The organism is Sulfurimonas sp. RIFOXYD2_FULL_34_21 (assembly GCF_001830805.1).
Lineage (GTDB): Bacteria > Campylobacterota > Campylobacteria > Campylobacterales > Sulfurimonadaceae > Sulfurimonas.
In genome coordinates this window covers 244,589-260,681 of the sequence record NZ_MICH01000001.1, presented here as the reverse complement: position 1 = coordinate 260,681, position 16,093 = coordinate 244,589, and the positions used below count along the sequence as shown (strand labels likewise).

The following is a 16,093-nucleotide window of genomic DNA, read 5'->3' as shown; positions in this document are numbered from 1 at the left end:
AGGGAGTAATAGCTTAGATGTTTCTTAAAGTGTGGAAGTTTTGAAAAGAATTTTTTGAAACTGAAATTTTGTTGCTTTTATAATATATGTGAATACCCTGATTCAGGCTCAATTGCTATTGTCACAGTCCCTTCACTGCTTGTCAATACAATATTGCAAGTTTGAGTTATTAATCTTTGAGTTCCCGCAATATAAGCTCCAGACATTGAACTCAAATTTCCGCGCATTGGTCTGCCCAAATGGTCAAACGATACACGAGCACCAGAACATCCTCCAGTTAAATTATATGAACTGATACCATATTCACCAAGATTCATTGTTTTTGTCGATTTAGAATTTGCTGTATTAAGAATACCTGAATACCCACCGCTTAATAACTTTGAACTATCCATAGGGTTGACAGCCATCTCACTTATATCAGGCTGTCCAGTACTACCTCCTGCCGCATCTGAAAATATGGTATAAGCAGGCATTGAATTTGTACTAGCAGAAGTTCCAAATATAATCTGCCATCTATTTTTATACCAATTAGAATCAGAACCATTAAACTTACCATCAACAATAGCCAAATGTTGCGTATATCTTATATGCGAGACGACTTGAGTTGCAGCTTCTGCTAGTTTATTGGATCCGCTTCTTGGAATTACTACAGCGGCTAATATCCCTATAACAACAATTACAATTATCACTTCCATCATTGTAAACGCTTTTTTCATGTTAAACCATTCGTGCATATTTATCATTAGTATAGCAAAAAGGCGAATAATTTAAAGTCGTTTAAATAGTAAGTTTTTAGAGAAGAGGAGTTTAAAAGCAGTTCAAGGAGAAATATTCTCCTTGAAAATAAAATTATATCTGTTCAGCCTTTTGAACATCATATAAGATATCATCCATTGGATGTCTGTACATAGGCATTGCAAGACGTTTTTCATCTAAGATATGACCGATGAAACCTATACTTCTTCCTAAGATAAAGAAAGCATTAAGAGCACCTGCATCAATAAACACATCAATCTCTTCATCTTTATAGCCTAAAGATCTCCACATGTCAACCATTAAAATACCGATAGTGCCGTCAACATTTAGAATCAAATTCTCTTTTTTAGATGTTGTTAGCTGCTCAACAGTTAGTGCATAATCTAAAAGTGGAGTTGATGGAAAGTTTGCAGCTGCAAACTTTTTAAGACCTTCTACACGCAAGTCAGGATTTTTAAGAGATTTGATTCTATGTCCGATACCAGGAATCGGAATCCCCTCTTTTTTCATATGATTTAAAAAATCTGCCGGAGACATACCATTATCATTAGCATATTTAAAGTATTTTGCCGCATCATCAATAGCACCGCCAAAACGAGGTCCTATAGTTAATAAACCTGAAATAAGTGAACTTATTACATCTTTACCTGCACGCGCAGTAACTTTTGCATTATGAGCTCCTGAAACTGCCGGACCATGATCTGCAACTGTTTTAAGAACAGTTTCTAAAAAATCAACTGCCCATCTTGGATAGCGTTTTTTAAACCAAAGAATACTCATAACATCACCGATAGTAAAACCGGTATCAGGAGTTGCTACAGAGCTTATCGGATAACCACAGTAGTGAGCTTCATCCCCTCTATCATCAGAAATCGTACAGATAAACTGTTTTGATTTTCTAACTGTTGGACATACGTTCATAGAAGGTTCTGCAATATCTTTAATAATACCCTCTGCATGTAATTCATGATAAACTGCACTTATAATTTCCGGTAAATCATTAAATGATGAAGGAACGTGGATACCTACCTCTTTCATCGCTTTGTTTTTAGCTTCAGCTGTTTCCATATCACCGTTTGCAGATGCACCGGCATGTCCAAATTGAACGCCGCTGTCATAATATTTTGCAATTGTGCCTATACACCATGCAATAATCGGTTTTTTAATTTTTCCACTTTTTACAGCTTCAATAACTTTATACTCTTCAGTACCACCAACTTCACCTAAAAGTAACATGTACTTAACTTCAGGATTAGCTTCCATTCTTAAAAGATTATCTATAAATACAGATCCTACAAATCTGTCTCCACCGATTGCAACACCCTCAGCGATACCATCAGCATTAATTGCAATGATGTTTGAAAGTTCATTGAAAAGACCTCCTGAACGAGTTACAAGTCCACAAGATCCTGCACGGTGAAGTTTTGACTGAACAATATTTTCAATCGTTCCACCAATATTTGCAATTTTAAACGCGCCTGGAGCGATAGCACCAACTGTTGCTGGCCCTATGATAGTTACATTTTTTTCTCTTGCAGTTGCATTCATTTTACGAGCTAATCTCTCAGGAATTCCCTCAGCTGTAACCATGATAGATGTAAAACCACCAAGTTCCAATGCTTCCATAGTTACTTCATAAGCTGTTCTAAAAGATGCAAAGTTTAAAAGAACATCAGCTTGAGGCTGTGCAGCCTTTGCTTCTGTTGTATTTCTATAAAGTGGAATCATAATTTCATCCGGACCGTAAAAAAACTTATCAAATTTAGAGCTGCTTGTAGGTGCTACGATACCAGCCACGGAAGGCTTTTTTCTTTTAATTGTATAATCATAATCCAACATTCTTTGAATAGCACTTGCGTTGTTATTCCAAAAAATTGCCTGTGTATCTCTAGTATATAATTGTGCCATCTCTTTTCCTTACTTTGCTAGTGCCATACGCACGATGTCAGTAACATGTGTTTGAGGTCCATAAACTTCTATATAAAGACCAAGTCTGTCTGCTGCTTCTTTAATATCTTTTAAACCTTTTTCAAAATTAGGTCCACCGCGTCTAACATAAATTTTTATGCCGACTTTCTTCATCTTATCAGCATACCCTTCAAAAGCTTGAATTATACCCGTAAATGTTTTTGCAACATCGGTAAAGTTTGCAATAGCGCCGCCTATAATTAAAACTTTATCTCTATCTTTTGCATCTTTTGCTCTTGTCATAAGATCTAAAATTGTCTCGGCATAAAATTTTGTTTCACTTGTTGTCGGTCCGCCTGAGTATTCACCGTAATTAGCAAGGTCTTCAATACCTGCCAAGTCTGCAATTGTATCTGCATATACAACAGAAGCTCCACCGCCTGCAACCATCGTCCAAATTCTAGCCTCCGGTTTTAAGATAGTAAGCTTTAATGAAGCACCTGATTTGCTGTCTGCATCTTCAATTGCTAAAACTTCAGGAGATTTCTCTTCCATACCGAATGATGTAGGGTATTCAACATCTCCCCACTCTTCTCTCATCATAAATCCGGCTGTATCGTCAAGTTTTGCAACCATATCTAAAAGCTCTACTTTTTTACCTTGAAGTACAAACGGGTTGATTTCAAGATATGCAAAATTGAGTTCTCTATAAGCTTTAAAAAAACCTATCGCAAATTCAGCAAACGCTTCTTTGTCTTTTTTTGCTACATCTTTTGGAATGTTTTTTTTGATTTTTTCGGCAATTTCTTCTTCTGTTGCCGTAATCGGGAATGCTACCTCTATAACTTTGTCCCAATTCTCTTCAACTTCCATACCACCCTCAGCTGACATGTAAAGAACATCATCATCACCGACACATGTAGCAGAAATATAGTACTCTTCCTCTTGAGTATGAGGAGTAAAAGGCTCAACGATAAAATGTGTAAGCATATCTACTTTTGCTTCGCCGTTTGGAGTATCGCCTTCAAATGAAAAATATACAGATTGTTTCTCGCTTGATTTTTCATCAATCCAAGATGTTGCTTTAGTTAAAGATACATCGCCTGGTTTAGAGTCTCTAAATAAGACTAAACCATTTTTTCCTCTTTTACCAAATAGCATATCTGGTTTAGCAACCAATGCTTTTTCTTTTAACCATGTTTTCTCTTTTGCAGCTTTAGTCAGTTCTGATCCGTTTTGAACCATAATTGTTTCGTATGCATAAGTAAAACCTGGAAAATACTTATCCCAATGCTTAGCCAAAATTGACTTTGCGTCAAATTCTCTAATCGCTTTTTGAGCCATTGCAACTCCCTGTTTTTAATATTTACGTAATATTATCACATGTTGCCTAATCCAGTAGCATTTGTGCAGATTAACTATTGTATAGATTTAATTTATGTTTATTTTTGTAACACTTGCACTATAAACAACCCTATTTTTGTAACTAATTGTTACATCATCTGCTTTTGCTGAAAATAAAGAATTTTCTTCTAAAAAATAATTGTTGCAATTTGTTACACCGTAAAATTTTAATCTTTTTGACATTTTTATGTCCGTATCAACACACTCTATTCCTCTTTTTTTAAGTTCTGCTGATAACTCTTTTGCTACATGCATATTATATGAGAAATTTTTTCTAGGCTCTCTTATAATAAGATATAGATATTTATTGAAAAAAACAATAGAACTATTTGTCAGCAATAAAGCCAATGATATAATAAACATCAGTTTATAATTTTTTCTAAATGTATTTAGACGCACCCTGTATGAGTGTTCAAACGTTTGAGCTATTAATGGGAGAGCAAGTATCGCATAAGGTGCAAAATGCTCTATATCTACGCGCTGTCTAAAAGATAGTAGTAATGAAATAATAAACGGAACAGTAGATATAAACCATAACATGTCAATGTCATTTGTTAAATATCTTCTGTATAAAACATAAAATATATAAATAAAGATAATCGGCGTAAATATCGCTGCATATAATCCTATAGAGTTTATAAAATAACCTTTTGGAAAACCATGTGTATCTATTCCGTATATAAATAGCGAAATTAAGAACAACAGCATATTAAATACAAAGAAATTTTTATCTTTTTTATATAAACTAAAGAGGGCTAATGCAATAAATAGATACACAAAGCTACCGTCTATCAACATATATATAAGGAGCAACATGTAACTATATTTTGTAGAGTAATTTTCATATATATATACAAATAAAAGCAGACTAAAGAGGATTAAACCTGCATTGTTTACTATTATTGCAGAGCTAATAACCCCCGGTAAAAGAAGGAAAATAATAAGTAGCCAAAATCTGTTTCTCTCTAATTTGACATATTTTTTTGATATTTGAAATAGCAACATAGCACTTAGTACATGTAGCGTTATCATAGGAAGTCTCAGAGCAAAATCATTCTTTCCGAAAAAAAAGAGTGAAGAGTTAATCAAAGCCCAAAGAGATGTAAATTCATCCTCCAACAGCTGAGCTTCACTGTAAGATATAGACAAGGAACCTGTTTGAAATATAAGTATAAACGCATCCAATCCTAAAATTATAAATAGGATATATTTATTACTCATATTTTTAAAAAATTGCCAATCATTTCATGCCCATATTGGCTCATTATCGATTCAGGATGAAACTGAACTCCATAAATTTTTTTATCTTTAATTTTTAATGCCATTATCTCATTATCATCTGTGCTATATGCAGTCGGTTCAATAATGTCGGGAAGTAAGTCTTTCTCTACAATAAGAGAATGGTATCTGGTTGCTACAAACTCTTGCGGGATATCTTTAAATATATCACACTCTTTTGTACGCTTCATTGTAGATGTTTTTCCGTGCATCATATTTTTCGCACGAACTACTTTTGCGCCAAATGCCTGCGCAATACTTTGATGCCCTAGACATATCCCTAAAATAGGAACTTTGTCTTTAAAATGTTCTATTACTTTAAGTGTTACACCTGCTTCATCAGGAGATGCAGGACCGGGAGAGATAATAATTTTTTCTGGCTTTAGCGCCTCAATCTCTTCAACACTCATCTCATCATTTCTAATTATCTTCAAATCAGCCCCGAGTTCTCTACAGTACTGAACTATGTTATAAGTAAAACTGTCATAATTATCTATCATTAAAATCATAATTTATCCTAAATTCAATTGATATATTTTATCGCTTTTGCTCTTTTTTTAGACTTACTTTTAGCGAATCTCTTTTTTATTTGTCAGTTGTTGAAGATAATTTGAGATATTTATCAAAGAAAACGTAACTAAAAATATCATTAAGCCCGGAAAAAAACTAACCCACCATGCGATTTCAACAACATCCTTGCCGCTACTAAGTATTGTACCCCAACTCATCTGCGGTGCAACAATTCCAAGCCCTAAAAAACTTAGCCCAGATTCTGCTAAAATTGCCCCGCCTACGCCAAAAGTAAAACTTACAAAGTATATTGGAGCCAATAATGGCGCATAATATTTAAATAGTATTTTTAATTTTGAAACTTTTGCTATATTTAGTATCTTTATATATGGCTTTGAAGTTATTTGAAAGCTCTCAGAGCGTATTAACCTCGCAGTCGTCATCCAGCCTGTGATAGATATAATAACTATTAAAACCAAAGAAGAAGCATTTACATAACTAACAAGTGCCAGAAGAAGAAAAAACGTAGGAAAAGTCAAAAACAAATCCACTAAAACAACAAAACCTTTGTCTATTTTTCCTCTAAAATACCCTGCCGTTGTACCTAAAAGCAAACCTATTAAAGATGCTATAAAAGCACTTCCTACGCCGATAACCAAAGAGATTTTCCCGCCCTCAATCAACCTTGCTAAGATATCTCTACCTAACCTGTCTGTACCCAAAAGATGCTCATACGAGGGTGGAACCAGTATAGCACTGCTATCTAATGTATATGGGTCTAGTGAATAAAAATATAAACCAAAAAATGAAAAAATAAAGACAAAAAGAAGTATAAAAATACTAAATTTATGCATCCACAATTACTGCTTAATTCCAAGGAGTGTTTGCATCATTTGATCAATTGTCGTTATTATTTTAGATGCTGCACCATATGATGTTTGATATTTTATAAGATTCGTTAGTTCCTCATCAATGCTGACTTTTGAAACGGAAGAGTATTCTAATTCTGTTGCATTATACTTAGCCGTAATTGTTTGATTGTTTATTATTGCATTATTCGTATTTACGCCGACTTCCGTTGCAACAACATCAAACATTCCGTATATTGTGGAGTTATATGTAACATTTCCAACTTTAAAATCATACTTTTCATACTGCTGTTGAATCATATTTAAAGCTAAAGAGTTATCGCCAGTCATAGCAGTTATTGTACCTGAAACTATATTTGTCGGGTTATCTTTTAATTTAAAGTTTAAATCTATATTACTTGCACTATCACCGTCAAAATATCTGCTTAGCCCAAGTGCTCCGGCAAAATTTGAGCCTGAATCAAATTCTGAACTTTGAAGCTTATCCTCTATTGCAAATTTATACCCTTTTGCCGCAAAGGCACTATCCATACTAAGCTCAATAGCATTATCACCGTTTAAATATGTCCCCCATCCATACTCAATAAAATCATCTATATCATTGTTTGCATTTCCGTCACTATTATCATCACCGACTGTTTCTATTTGACCTTGAATTGAGTTTGAACCTGCCGCTCCCGACATTGTCGTCAATGAATCAATAGTTATATTTCTTCTTGCAGTCTCATTTCCGTCTATATCATAAACAATCAAATCAAATGAACCTGCTCTCATATTTAATGATGAGTTTAAAAGATAGTCCGTGCTTTCAATATCAATTATGTTTGATTCCATTTTTGTCGTAGAACCTGAAGCATAAATGTTATTGGTAGCTTCTATCATTTTTGATGCAAAAGCATCAAGCTGGTCTATAACTTTTTGTAAAATACCGTTATTTGGAACACCTGACGTACCGCTATTTATATCATCGCCTCTAAGATCTAAAATAGCACCTACTTTTCCACCTAAGTTTTTCTCATCCATAGGAATTAAAACACCGTCTTGTCTCTCATAAGAGAGTTCATAAAACCCGTTTGCATTACCGCTGTTAGATATATGGATAGGATGGTATGAGTTACCGTCAACAATATTAAATCCATCTACGCTTAAAGAATAACTTCCTGTTTTTTCATTTGATGAACTGCTTATTAAGATATTCGACTCAATTTGCCCGTTGATAGGCTTTGCTCCTATAAGCTTTGCTAAACTTAACTCAATGACGCCTCTTTTATCCCTTAAGTCGTTTGCGGTGAATCCTCCGCCGGATTCTGCTATTTCGATTGAAACATTTATTTTTGCTAAATCTTCAGCCAACGAATTAATCTCTTTTATATTCACAGTAAGCTGATCATTCAGACTAGACTGCAGACTTGAAATCCGGTCTCTGGTACTTGTTATATTTTGAGCGAGAGTTTCAGTCTGCTTTGCAAGTGCCAATTTAATCGCATCGTTATCAGGATTGTCGGCAAAAGACTGCCACATGTTGTAGTACTCTTTTAAGTCCGACTTTATACCGACCTCATCAATTTCCGGAAAATAAGTAGATAGCTCTTCAAGAGTTGTTTTTGTAAAATCAGAATACTCTTTATCGGCAGATATACCTGTAAATCTGTCAAATACGTAACTATCAAATATTCTAGCGATATCAATTATTTGAGTACCGTTGCCAACATTTCCTTGTGACGTATAAAGAGGGGTAGTTGCCGCAGTTACAACTCTTTGTCTAGTATAACCTTCACTCTCCGCATTTGAAATATTATGGCTGGTTGTATTAACTCCCGCTTGTGCAGCGGCAAGACCGCTGTAGCCTATGTTTAACGTATTGAAAATTGAAGCCATATCACACCCTCACTTCCAAGATAGTAGAATCTTTTGAAGCAACTTTTTTGTACCCTTGCATCTCAGACGGAACTAATCTTTCTAAAAATGTATTATATAAATTACTAACGGCAAGTACTAGCCTTGCGTAGCGTTTATTGGCGTCTCTGAGGTTTGATAGTTCAACTTTGAGTTCTGCTAAATAATCATGTTGCTCTTTACTTAAGAGATGAGGCAAATCTACATCGGGATTTGAACTCATAAGGGATGAAATCTCATGGTCTATCATAGCTTTTTTAGACTCAAAACTTTTTAGCTTTTCTTCTTTAAGTTTTAATCTATCAAACTGAGGATTATGGTTTGCCAGCTTTATATCTTCTACATCCGACTCGGTAATTTTTACTAAATCTCTCAAGTCCTTTAATGCGCTTTGTAAATGATATGACAACATGACTAATCCTTCTCTTTATTTAAAAAACTACATCAACTCTTGAGCTATCTTCTCTGATAGAGCTTGTAGATTTACTTTATATTGACCAGATTCAAGAGCCTCTTTTATCTGTTCTACTTTACTTGTATCACCCTGTTTTGAAATACCGCTTTTCTCTTTTTGAGAAGTCTCTTTGCTCTCACCGACGTTGCCGGCATAAGCACCACGAAGAGCGGCACTCTTTACTTGTGAAATCATAACTTATCCTTTTTTTCTGAATCCATCAGTATAATTCTATTTAACCAAATCGACAAAACAGAGAAAAAGTTAAGTTTTCATTGTTTCTGACTCAAAAAATCATAAAGCATCTGAGAAAACCCAAATCCTCCCGCACTTGCTTTAGCGAGTTCTTCTCTATACATGGATTTATATATCTTGTCACCCGGGTCGTTACTTTGGGAAAAAAGATTCTTTTCATCTTGCATTGCATTATCCATAAGCATCTTAAGAATGACAGATTCAAAAGCATCAGTTTGTTCTCTTAGTTTAGCATTATCGGCTTTTGCATCAATTTTTGGAAGTTCTTTATGAACAGACAGAAACTGAGCTTGTATATCTATAGAATTTGCACCGTACATGTTATTTTCCTCTCTTGTTTATATTAACTTTAATTCAGCAGTTATACTGCCTGCACTCTTCATTGTTTCTAAAATGGAAATTATATCTTTTGGAGTAGCCCCCAGTTTTTGCAAAGAACGAACCAAATTAGCAACAGTTGTTGTACCCTCTTTTGTATAAAGCTCATTTTCGTTAAGCCCAATTACCATGTTATTATCTACAACCATTGAACCGGCAGGCTTGCTTAAATCTCCCTGCTCAGTTATTTTTATAGTTATATTTCCATGAGTCATAATTATTGGCTTTATATGTATTCCTACACCTGAAATTATGGTACCTGTTCTCTCATTTATAACAATTTTATTTTTTATGCTGTAGTCCATATCTATTTCTTGAACTTCTGCCAAAAATTCTATCATGCTTTTATTTTGCGGTTTTTTGAGCTTAACCGTTCTAGAATCCATGGCAACTGCAACTTGAGTGTTGTAAAATTGATTAATGGTTTTTTGTATTGAAACACTATTTTGAAAATTTGACTCTCTTAAAGAGAGTGTGACGTACTCTTGATTATAAAGGTCAATGCTTATCTCCCTCTCAACCAAACCTCCGTCATAAATAAGTCCTGCCGTGGGATGGGACGCACCGCTTCCGCCCTTTTCATTTCTTCCACCTATACTGATTGCACCTTGAGCAAGAGCATAAATTTTACCGTCAACCCCTTTTAATGGAGTCATTAAAAGTGTACCGCCCTCTAACGATTTTGCATCGCCTATCGAAGAAACGGTAATATCCAACTTATCGCCTTGTCTGGCAAATGGAGCAAGTTCTGCGGTAACGACAACAGCGGCAACATTTTTTGATTTTATATCGGCAGACTCCATATCGATATTCATCGCTTTTAACATGTTCGCGATAGATTGAAGAGTAAACTTAGATGTTGTTCCATCGCCTGTTTTTTGAAGACCGACTACAAGAGAGTAGCCTATAAGATGATTATCCCTAACTCCCACAACGTTTGCGACATCACTTATCTTTGCAGCATAAATAGTAGTTAGCATAAATAAAAATAAAATAATTTTTTGCATCGACAATCCTTAAATATAAGGAAACTTAGCAAACTCTATTCCACTTTACTCGCCACTAAAATATGTAAGCGTCGTATTTCCAAATTTTTTGGATTTTTTTATACTAAACGCACCTATTTTACTCGGTAACTCTAAACCGCTCATGTGTTCTATTATTATAAGTTTTACGCACTCTTTGGGTAAAGACGCTATCAAGTCGATTGTTTTGTCGTATATATCTTCCATACCTTCTCTTATGTTAAAAGGTGGGTCTATATAAAAATAGGCATTATCATTTTTTTTCTCAAGAACTTTTACGACATTTTTAATATTTACAAATGTATCGCCGCCGTAAATCTCACATCCCTCAGGGTCAGTTTGAGCAATATTCTCTTTTAAAATTTTCAGCGCATCAGAATCACGCTCCATAAAAATAACTTTTTTTGCACCGCGGCTAAGAGCTTCAAGACCGATAGAACCGCTTCCTGAAAAAAGTTCTACAAATATGGCATCTATTATTTCAAACTGAATCGTGTTAAAAAAAGATTCTAAGACTATAGCTTTTGAAGTTCTTGTAGTAATTTTTGAAGGGAGTTTTAAAATTTTGTTTTTAAACTTTCCCGATATTATTTTTTTTGTTATTGGTTTATTTTTCATAAAATGCCCGAACCACTTTTAAAATATTTGCTTGATACTCTTTAGTAAGTGATGCTATACGATCTTCCAAGATGCTAAAATCAAGATTTTCATTATCCATATATCTATCTTTTATATCTGTTTTACCGATACGTTTATATCTTTTCTCAAGAGCTAAAATAAGTTGAGATTTTGAAAACGGCTTAATCAAATCTGCATCTTTTGCGCTTGAAATATAAAAACATCTCTTATCATCAAGACATTTAACATCTCTTAAAACAATATCGCAATTCTTAATGGAGCTAAGATATTTTCCTAAAAAAAGTTCTAATGATTTTTGCATTAACAGCGATTTGCATTCAACGGCTACTCTCAAAATATTCCTTAATAAATTATCTATATCATATATATTTTAGGGAAGTATAGCACATCAAAAATTAGAATTTATATTCAAATACCTATTTACGCTGTATTTTAAATCTTCATTCAAATCAGCGACATTTGCCAAAATCCACTCCAAATACCCTCTATCACACATACTTATTTCTTCGATATAACGACCGCTGTATTTACCAAAATCAAATTTTTCTACAATTACATGTTTAGAACTAAGTTCAAGCATCTCTTCATGCGGTTTTATCTCCAAAAGATACTCATACAAAAGTTTTACATGTATAGCATCACTAAGCGCATTATGTGCAAAAAATTCAGACTCTTTTTTTTCATTTTTATAAAGTTTTAGCTCATATCTTAAAAATTGTAAAGAAAAGTATTCGCACTCCGGGATAAGATGTTTTGTAACCCTAAGCGTGTCAATAACTCTGCCATGCCAAATAAATCCGCTTGCCATAAGCATATTTATATCAAAACTTGAATTATGCGCTATTATTGTTGAGTTTTCATTATTGTATTCATACAGAAATCTCCACGCTTTTGTCTCTTTTAACGATGGTTTGTCTTTTATCATCTCATTTGTAATATGATTTATACTTGAAGCTTTCGATGAGATTTTTTTACCTTCGTTTACAAGCTCGTATATAGATGTAGGTTCGCCGTTATCAACTCCGATTAAACCGATAGAACAGATTTTATCGCTACTCTCCAAACCTGTTGTTTCTAAATCCAAAAATATCAACATGAGGCTATCTTTATTTTTTTGTATTTTAAACCGATAGTTATAAGAGAAAAATAACCGCTAAGTAATATAAAACCATAAAGCCAGAAGATATTAAACCACTCAAAAACTCCGTTATACGAAGTAAAAATAGTTGTATAAATAAGAGCGAAAATCATAAATGAGCCGACAAACCAAACATTTAACATTAGCCATCTTCGCCATAGTTTTGGCAAATCTCCGTAACCTATAACTTCAACTGCTTCATCATCTTTACATGTTAAAAGCTTTAGTTCATATCCGTTTATGCATCTGTTAAAGATATATTTTAGTCCTCTAAAGTGTGCCAAAATAAGACTTAAAGCCCAAAATATCATAAACCAAAATTTAAAAATATCAAAAAGTGCGCTCCTTACCTCATCATTCAAATTCGCCATACCTTGAAAAAAATATATAAAAATAGTAACAAAAAATGAGAATACAGCGGCAAAAAGTATGCTACATGTAGTTAAACGAACTGCCCATTTAAGCCAAAGCAGAAAAAAAAACTTACTCATCGACTTTAAAAGATTCAAGCATTGTATAGTAGTGTTCTAGCGTCATAAAGCTTTTTTCAAATCTAAAACGGATGATAAATTCGACAATTTTATTTTTTAAATCAACATCCACATTTTCAGCTTTTCCAAAATAACCCAAAGAGATGTTCTTGCTCTTTACAACGGCATCTTTATCATAGCCAATTGCGAGAATCTGCAGATATTTACCTTTTTTTATCTCCCCTAAACTCTCATTTAAAAGTGATGCTCCCGATAGATTTATAGCTTTAAAATTAAAAATATCGCTAAACTCTTCAACTTTTTGATTTATTCCAAGCTCATCATATAAATTTTGCAACAACGTCAAGTTGTCTTTTCGTGCACGTTCATACCCTGAAATCTTATTTGTTAAATTTTTTAATCTCTCTAACGCCAAACTCATAAAGACTCCTTTATAAATAAATTATATCCAAAAGCTAAGCTATTTTAGATACAATTTCGCATTTTAAAACAAAAGAAAAATATGGACTACTTACAGATTAAAAAAGCTGACTCTCTACATGGGAACATAAAAATTTCCGGTGCTAAAAACGCTTCACTTCCGCTAATAGCCATGACTATATTAGCTAAAAATTGCGTCAGCATAAAAAATCTGCCTCATGTTGCAGATATAAATACCCTTTTAAAACTATTATCAAATTTAGGTGCAAAGTGTTCATCTTTATGGGGAGATGAGGAGAATATCACAACTGTTGACACCTCATCTTTAACTCAAACAAAAGCAACGTACGATATTGTAAAAACCATGCGTGCTTCAATCCTTGTTTTAGGTCCTATCTTAGCAAGATTTGGACATTGTGAAGTATCTCTTCCGGGCGGATGTGCAATAGGTCAGCGACCCGTTGATTTGCATCTAAAAGCATTAGAGCAAATGGGAGCAGTTATAAATATTGAAGCCGGATATATACACGCAATTGCACCAAACGGTTTAAAAGGATGCAATATCATCTTTGACAAAATTACGGTTACGGGTACTGCAAACATTGTTATGGCTGCAGCTCTAGCAGAAGGTGTGACAACTATAACAAATGCAGCAAGAGAGCCTGAAGTAGTGCAGCTTTGTCAAATCTTAAATGAGAGCGGGGTTAAGATAGAAGGTATTGAGACTGCCGTTTTAACCATCCACGGAACAAACGGCAAACTGCTAGAGATTGACGAATTTAGTGTAATTCCAGATCGCATCGAAGCAGGAACATATCTTTGTGCGGCTGCGATAACAAAATCGGAGCTTACGCTAAACGGCGCAAACGCAAAACATTTAGGTGCGGTTTTATCAAAACTAGAAGAGATGGGAAGCAGATTTACTATAACCGAAAATACGATTACTATTCATCCATCGGATGTTATTAAACATGTCAAAATAGTAACGCAGGAATACCCTGCATTTCCTACCGATATGCAAGCCCAGTTTCTAGCACTTGCAACACAAGCAGAGGGAACTTCTATAATCGAAGAGAGACTTTTTGAGAACAGATTTATGCATGTAAGTGAACTTCAAAGGATGGGTGCCGATATTTCACTAAACGGAAATGTAGCAACCGTAAACGGAAAATCAAAACTAAGCGGGACGGATGTTATGGCAACGGATTTGAGAGCTTCAAGCGCACTTGTTTTAGCCGCTTTAGTTGCTGATGGCATAACAGATGTGCACCGTATCTACCACCTTGATAGAGGTTACGACTCGCTAGAAAAAAAACTGCAAAACGTAGGTGCAGACATTAAAAGACTAAGAGAATAGTTAGTCTTCAAATATTATCATGTCATAAATGCTTTTTTTAGCTACCAGAGCTTTATCATGTGATACCGTATGAGAGTTTTTTGCCTTTAAAACCTCTTGTCTAAGCGATAAGATATCTTGTTCCATACTATCAACATTCTCTTTTAATCTCAAAATAATGTCAACACCTGCAAGATTTACTCCAAGGTCACGGGTAAGTCTTAAAATTAACTTGATTCTGTCTATATCTTTTTGGGAATATAGTCTTATTCTGCCGTTTGATCTCGAAGGTGTAACGAGATTTTCTCTCTCATACTGCCTAAGCGTCTGCGGATGTATCTCTAAAACTTTTGCAACGATACTAATTAAATAGACCGGTTCATCATACTGGTGAATCATAACTTCTCCTTTACTCTTTAGGTAGTTTCTCTTTCATCGATTCTACTAACTTCTCATCCAAATCTTCAACTTTAGGTAAAACTATATTTGCTTCAAGATAGAGATTTCCACGCTCTTTTGTTTTGCGGTTCATAGCGCCCATATCTTTTACGCGAAATCTTTGTCCGTTTTTAGTATTTTGCGGGATTTTTAGCTTAATCTCTTTTTCCAAAGTCTGCACCGATATCTTTTCGCCAAAAAGCGCTGCATAAAGAGGCACGTCAAATTTTTTGATTAAATCATCCTCTTCTCTAATATATTCAGGATTAGGAGCTACATTAATCTTTAAAAACAAGTCTCCCGCACGTCCTGCTTGTGCATGTCCTTTTCCTTTGACACGCATTTTCTCGCCGCTTTTTACGCCTGCAGGAATTTTGATGTCAAATCTCTCGCCGTTAACTGATACAGAGTGTGAACCGCCGAGTATGGAGACGCTAAAAGGGATAGTAACACTTGTTTCAATGTCAAGATTTGGCTGTTGTTGTTGCTGAGAAAAACCGCCGCCTCCAAAACCACCACCACCGCCGAATGATGAGCCGCCGAAACCTCCGAAACCGCCGCCGCCTGAGAACATACTTCTAAGTATCTCATCCAAATCAGCCTGTCCGCCGCCACGATGAGAACGAGAAAAGTCATGAAAATTTTGTCCGCCGAACATGTTATCACCGTGCATGTCATACTGTGATTTTTTCTTCTTATCGCTCAAAATTTCATAAGCTGCGTTTATCTCTTTAAATTTATCTTCCGCACCTTTTTCTTTATTTACGTCTGGATGATATTGTCTTGCTAATTTTCTATATGCTTTTTTTATTTCTGCTTCACTTGCGTTATCTGATATTTCAAGTGTGTCATATAAAGATTTACTCATTATTTTTTTCCTAAAATTTATATTATTGTT

At 34.6% G+C, this 16,093-nt stretch carries 19 protein-coding genes; 1 reads left to right on the top strand and 18 read right to left on the bottom strand.

The window, feature by feature from the left end:
* Window positions 1-77: 77 nt before the first annotated feature.
* From A2530_RS01295 to A2530_RS01220, 16 genes are all read right to left on the bottom strand, one after another.
* Window positions 78-716 (bottom strand): Tfp pilus assembly protein FimT/FimU, encoded by a 639-nt coding sequence (locus A2530_RS01295; protein ID WP_294884121.1) that lies wholly within the window; start codon window positions 714-716, stop codon window positions 78-80.
* Window positions 717-849: 133 nt separating this feature from the next.
* On the bottom strand, window positions 850-2,664 hold the full coding sequence (locus A2530_RS01290) for a citrate/2-methylcitrate synthase (RefSeq protein ID WP_294884119.1): 1,815 nt from the start codon (window positions 2,662-2,664) through the stop codon (window positions 850-852).
* 9 nt (window positions 2,665-2,673) lie between these two features.
* Window positions 2,674-4,008, bottom strand: coding sequence for an ATP citrate lyase citrate-binding domain-containing protein (locus A2530_RS01285; protein ID WP_294884117.1), 1,335 nt, complete (start codon window positions 4,006-4,008; stop codon window positions 2,674-2,676).
* Between the two features lie 87 nt (window positions 4,009-4,095).
* A complete protein-coding gene (locus tag A2530_RS01280; RefSeq protein ID WP_294884115.1) occupies window positions 4,096-5,289 on the bottom strand; it encodes a hypothetical protein in 1,194 nt (397 codons plus the stop codon).
* Window positions 5,286-5,855, bottom strand: a complete 570-nt coding sequence (locus tag A2530_RS01275) for an aminodeoxychorismate/anthranilate synthase component II (RefSeq protein WP_294884113.1) — start codon at window positions 5,853-5,855, stop codon at window positions 5,286-5,288. Before A2530_RS01275 ends, A2530_RS01280 begins: the two co-directional genes overlap by 4 nt.
* Before the next feature lie 60 nt (window positions 5,856-5,915).
* Window positions 5,916-6,710, bottom strand: coding sequence for an ABC transporter permease (locus A2530_RS01270; RefSeq protein ID WP_294884111.1), 795 nt, complete (start codon window positions 6,708-6,710; stop codon window positions 5,916-5,918).
* Window positions 6,711-6,716: 6 nt separating this feature from the next.
* Window positions 6,717-8,603 (bottom strand): flagellar hook-associated protein FlgK, encoded by a 1,887-nt coding sequence (gene flgK, locus A2530_RS01265; RefSeq protein WP_294884110.1) that lies wholly within the window; start codon window positions 8,601-8,603, stop codon window positions 6,717-6,719.
* A gap of 1 nt (window position 8,604) precedes the next feature.
* Window positions 8,605-9,033 carry a hypothetical protein gene (locus A2530_RS01260; RefSeq protein WP_294884109.1) on the bottom strand — a complete coding sequence of 143 codons (429 nt, stop codon included), beginning with the start codon at window positions 9,031-9,033 and terminating at the stop codon, window positions 8,605-8,607.
* 27 nt (window positions 9,034-9,060) lie between these two features.
* Complete coding sequence (locus A2530_RS01255; protein WP_294884107.1) at window positions 9,061-9,270, bottom strand: flagellar biosynthesis anti-sigma factor FlgM; 210 nt, start codon at window positions 9,268-9,270, stop codon at window positions 9,061-9,063.
* Window positions 9,271-9,347: 77 nt separating this feature from the next.
* On the bottom strand, window positions 9,348-9,650 hold the full coding sequence (locus tag A2530_RS01250; protein WP_294884105.1) for a rod-binding protein: 303 nt from the start codon (window positions 9,648-9,650) through the stop codon (window positions 9,348-9,350).
* A gap of 18 nt (window positions 9,651-9,668) precedes the next feature.
* The gene (locus A2530_RS01245; RefSeq protein WP_294884104.1) at window positions 9,669-10,715 is read right to left on the bottom strand and encodes a flagellar basal body P-ring protein FlgI; all 1,047 of its coding nucleotides are present in this window, start codon (window positions 10,713-10,715) and stop codon (window positions 9,669-9,671) included.
* 45 nt (window positions 10,716-10,760) lie between these two features.
* A complete protein-coding gene (rsmD, locus tag A2530_RS01240; protein ID WP_294884102.1) occupies window positions 10,761-11,351 on the bottom strand; it encodes a 16S rRNA (guanine(966)-N(2))-methyltransferase RsmD in 591 nt (196 codons plus the stop codon).
* On the bottom strand, window positions 11,341-11,706 hold the full coding sequence (locus tag A2530_RS01235) for a hypothetical protein (protein WP_294884101.1): 366 nt from the start codon (window positions 11,704-11,706) through the stop codon (window positions 11,341-11,343). Before A2530_RS01235 ends, rsmD begins: the two co-directional genes overlap by 11 nt.
* A gap of 54 nt (window positions 11,707-11,760) precedes the next feature.
* Window positions 11,761-12,468, bottom strand: a complete 708-nt coding sequence (locus tag A2530_RS01230; RefSeq protein ID WP_294884099.1) for a 3'-5' exonuclease — start codon at window positions 12,466-12,468, stop codon at window positions 11,761-11,763.
* Window positions 12,462-13,001 carry a hypothetical protein gene (locus A2530_RS01225; protein ID WP_294884098.1) on the bottom strand — a complete coding sequence of 180 codons (540 nt, stop codon included), beginning with the start codon at window positions 12,999-13,001 and terminating at the stop codon, window positions 12,462-12,464. The genes A2530_RS01230 and A2530_RS01225 overlap by 7 nt, the downstream gene beginning before the upstream one ends.
* Window positions 12,994-13,422 (bottom strand): hypothetical protein, encoded by a 429-nt coding sequence (locus A2530_RS01220; protein ID WP_294884097.1) that lies wholly within the window; start codon window positions 13,420-13,422, stop codon window positions 12,994-12,996. The genes A2530_RS01225 and A2530_RS01220 overlap by 8 nt, the downstream gene beginning before the upstream one ends.
* An 81-nt stretch (window positions 13,423-13,503) precedes the next feature.
* On the opposite strand from A2530_RS01220, the gene murA reads away from it, so the two are divergent.
* A complete protein-coding gene (gene murA / locus A2530_RS01215) occupies window positions 13,504-14,778 on the top strand; it encodes a UDP-N-acetylglucosamine 1-carboxyvinyltransferase (protein ID WP_294884096.1) in 1,275 nt (424 codons plus the stop codon).
* Here murA and A2530_RS01210 read toward each other — a convergent pair whose 3' ends face one another.
* The gene (locus tag A2530_RS01210) at window positions 14,779-15,156 is read right to left on the bottom strand and encodes a helix-turn-helix transcriptional regulator (protein WP_294884095.1); all 378 of its coding nucleotides are present in this window, start codon (window positions 15,154-15,156) and stop codon (window positions 14,779-14,781) included.
* A 10-nt stretch (window positions 15,157-15,166) separates the two neighbouring features.
* Window positions 15,167-16,063: a DnaJ C-terminal domain-containing protein gene (locus A2530_RS01205; RefSeq protein WP_294884094.1), complete on the bottom strand. Its 897-nt coding sequence runs from the start codon at window positions 16,061-16,063 to the stop codon at window positions 15,167-15,169.
* Window positions 16,064-16,093: the final 30 nt, after the last annotated feature.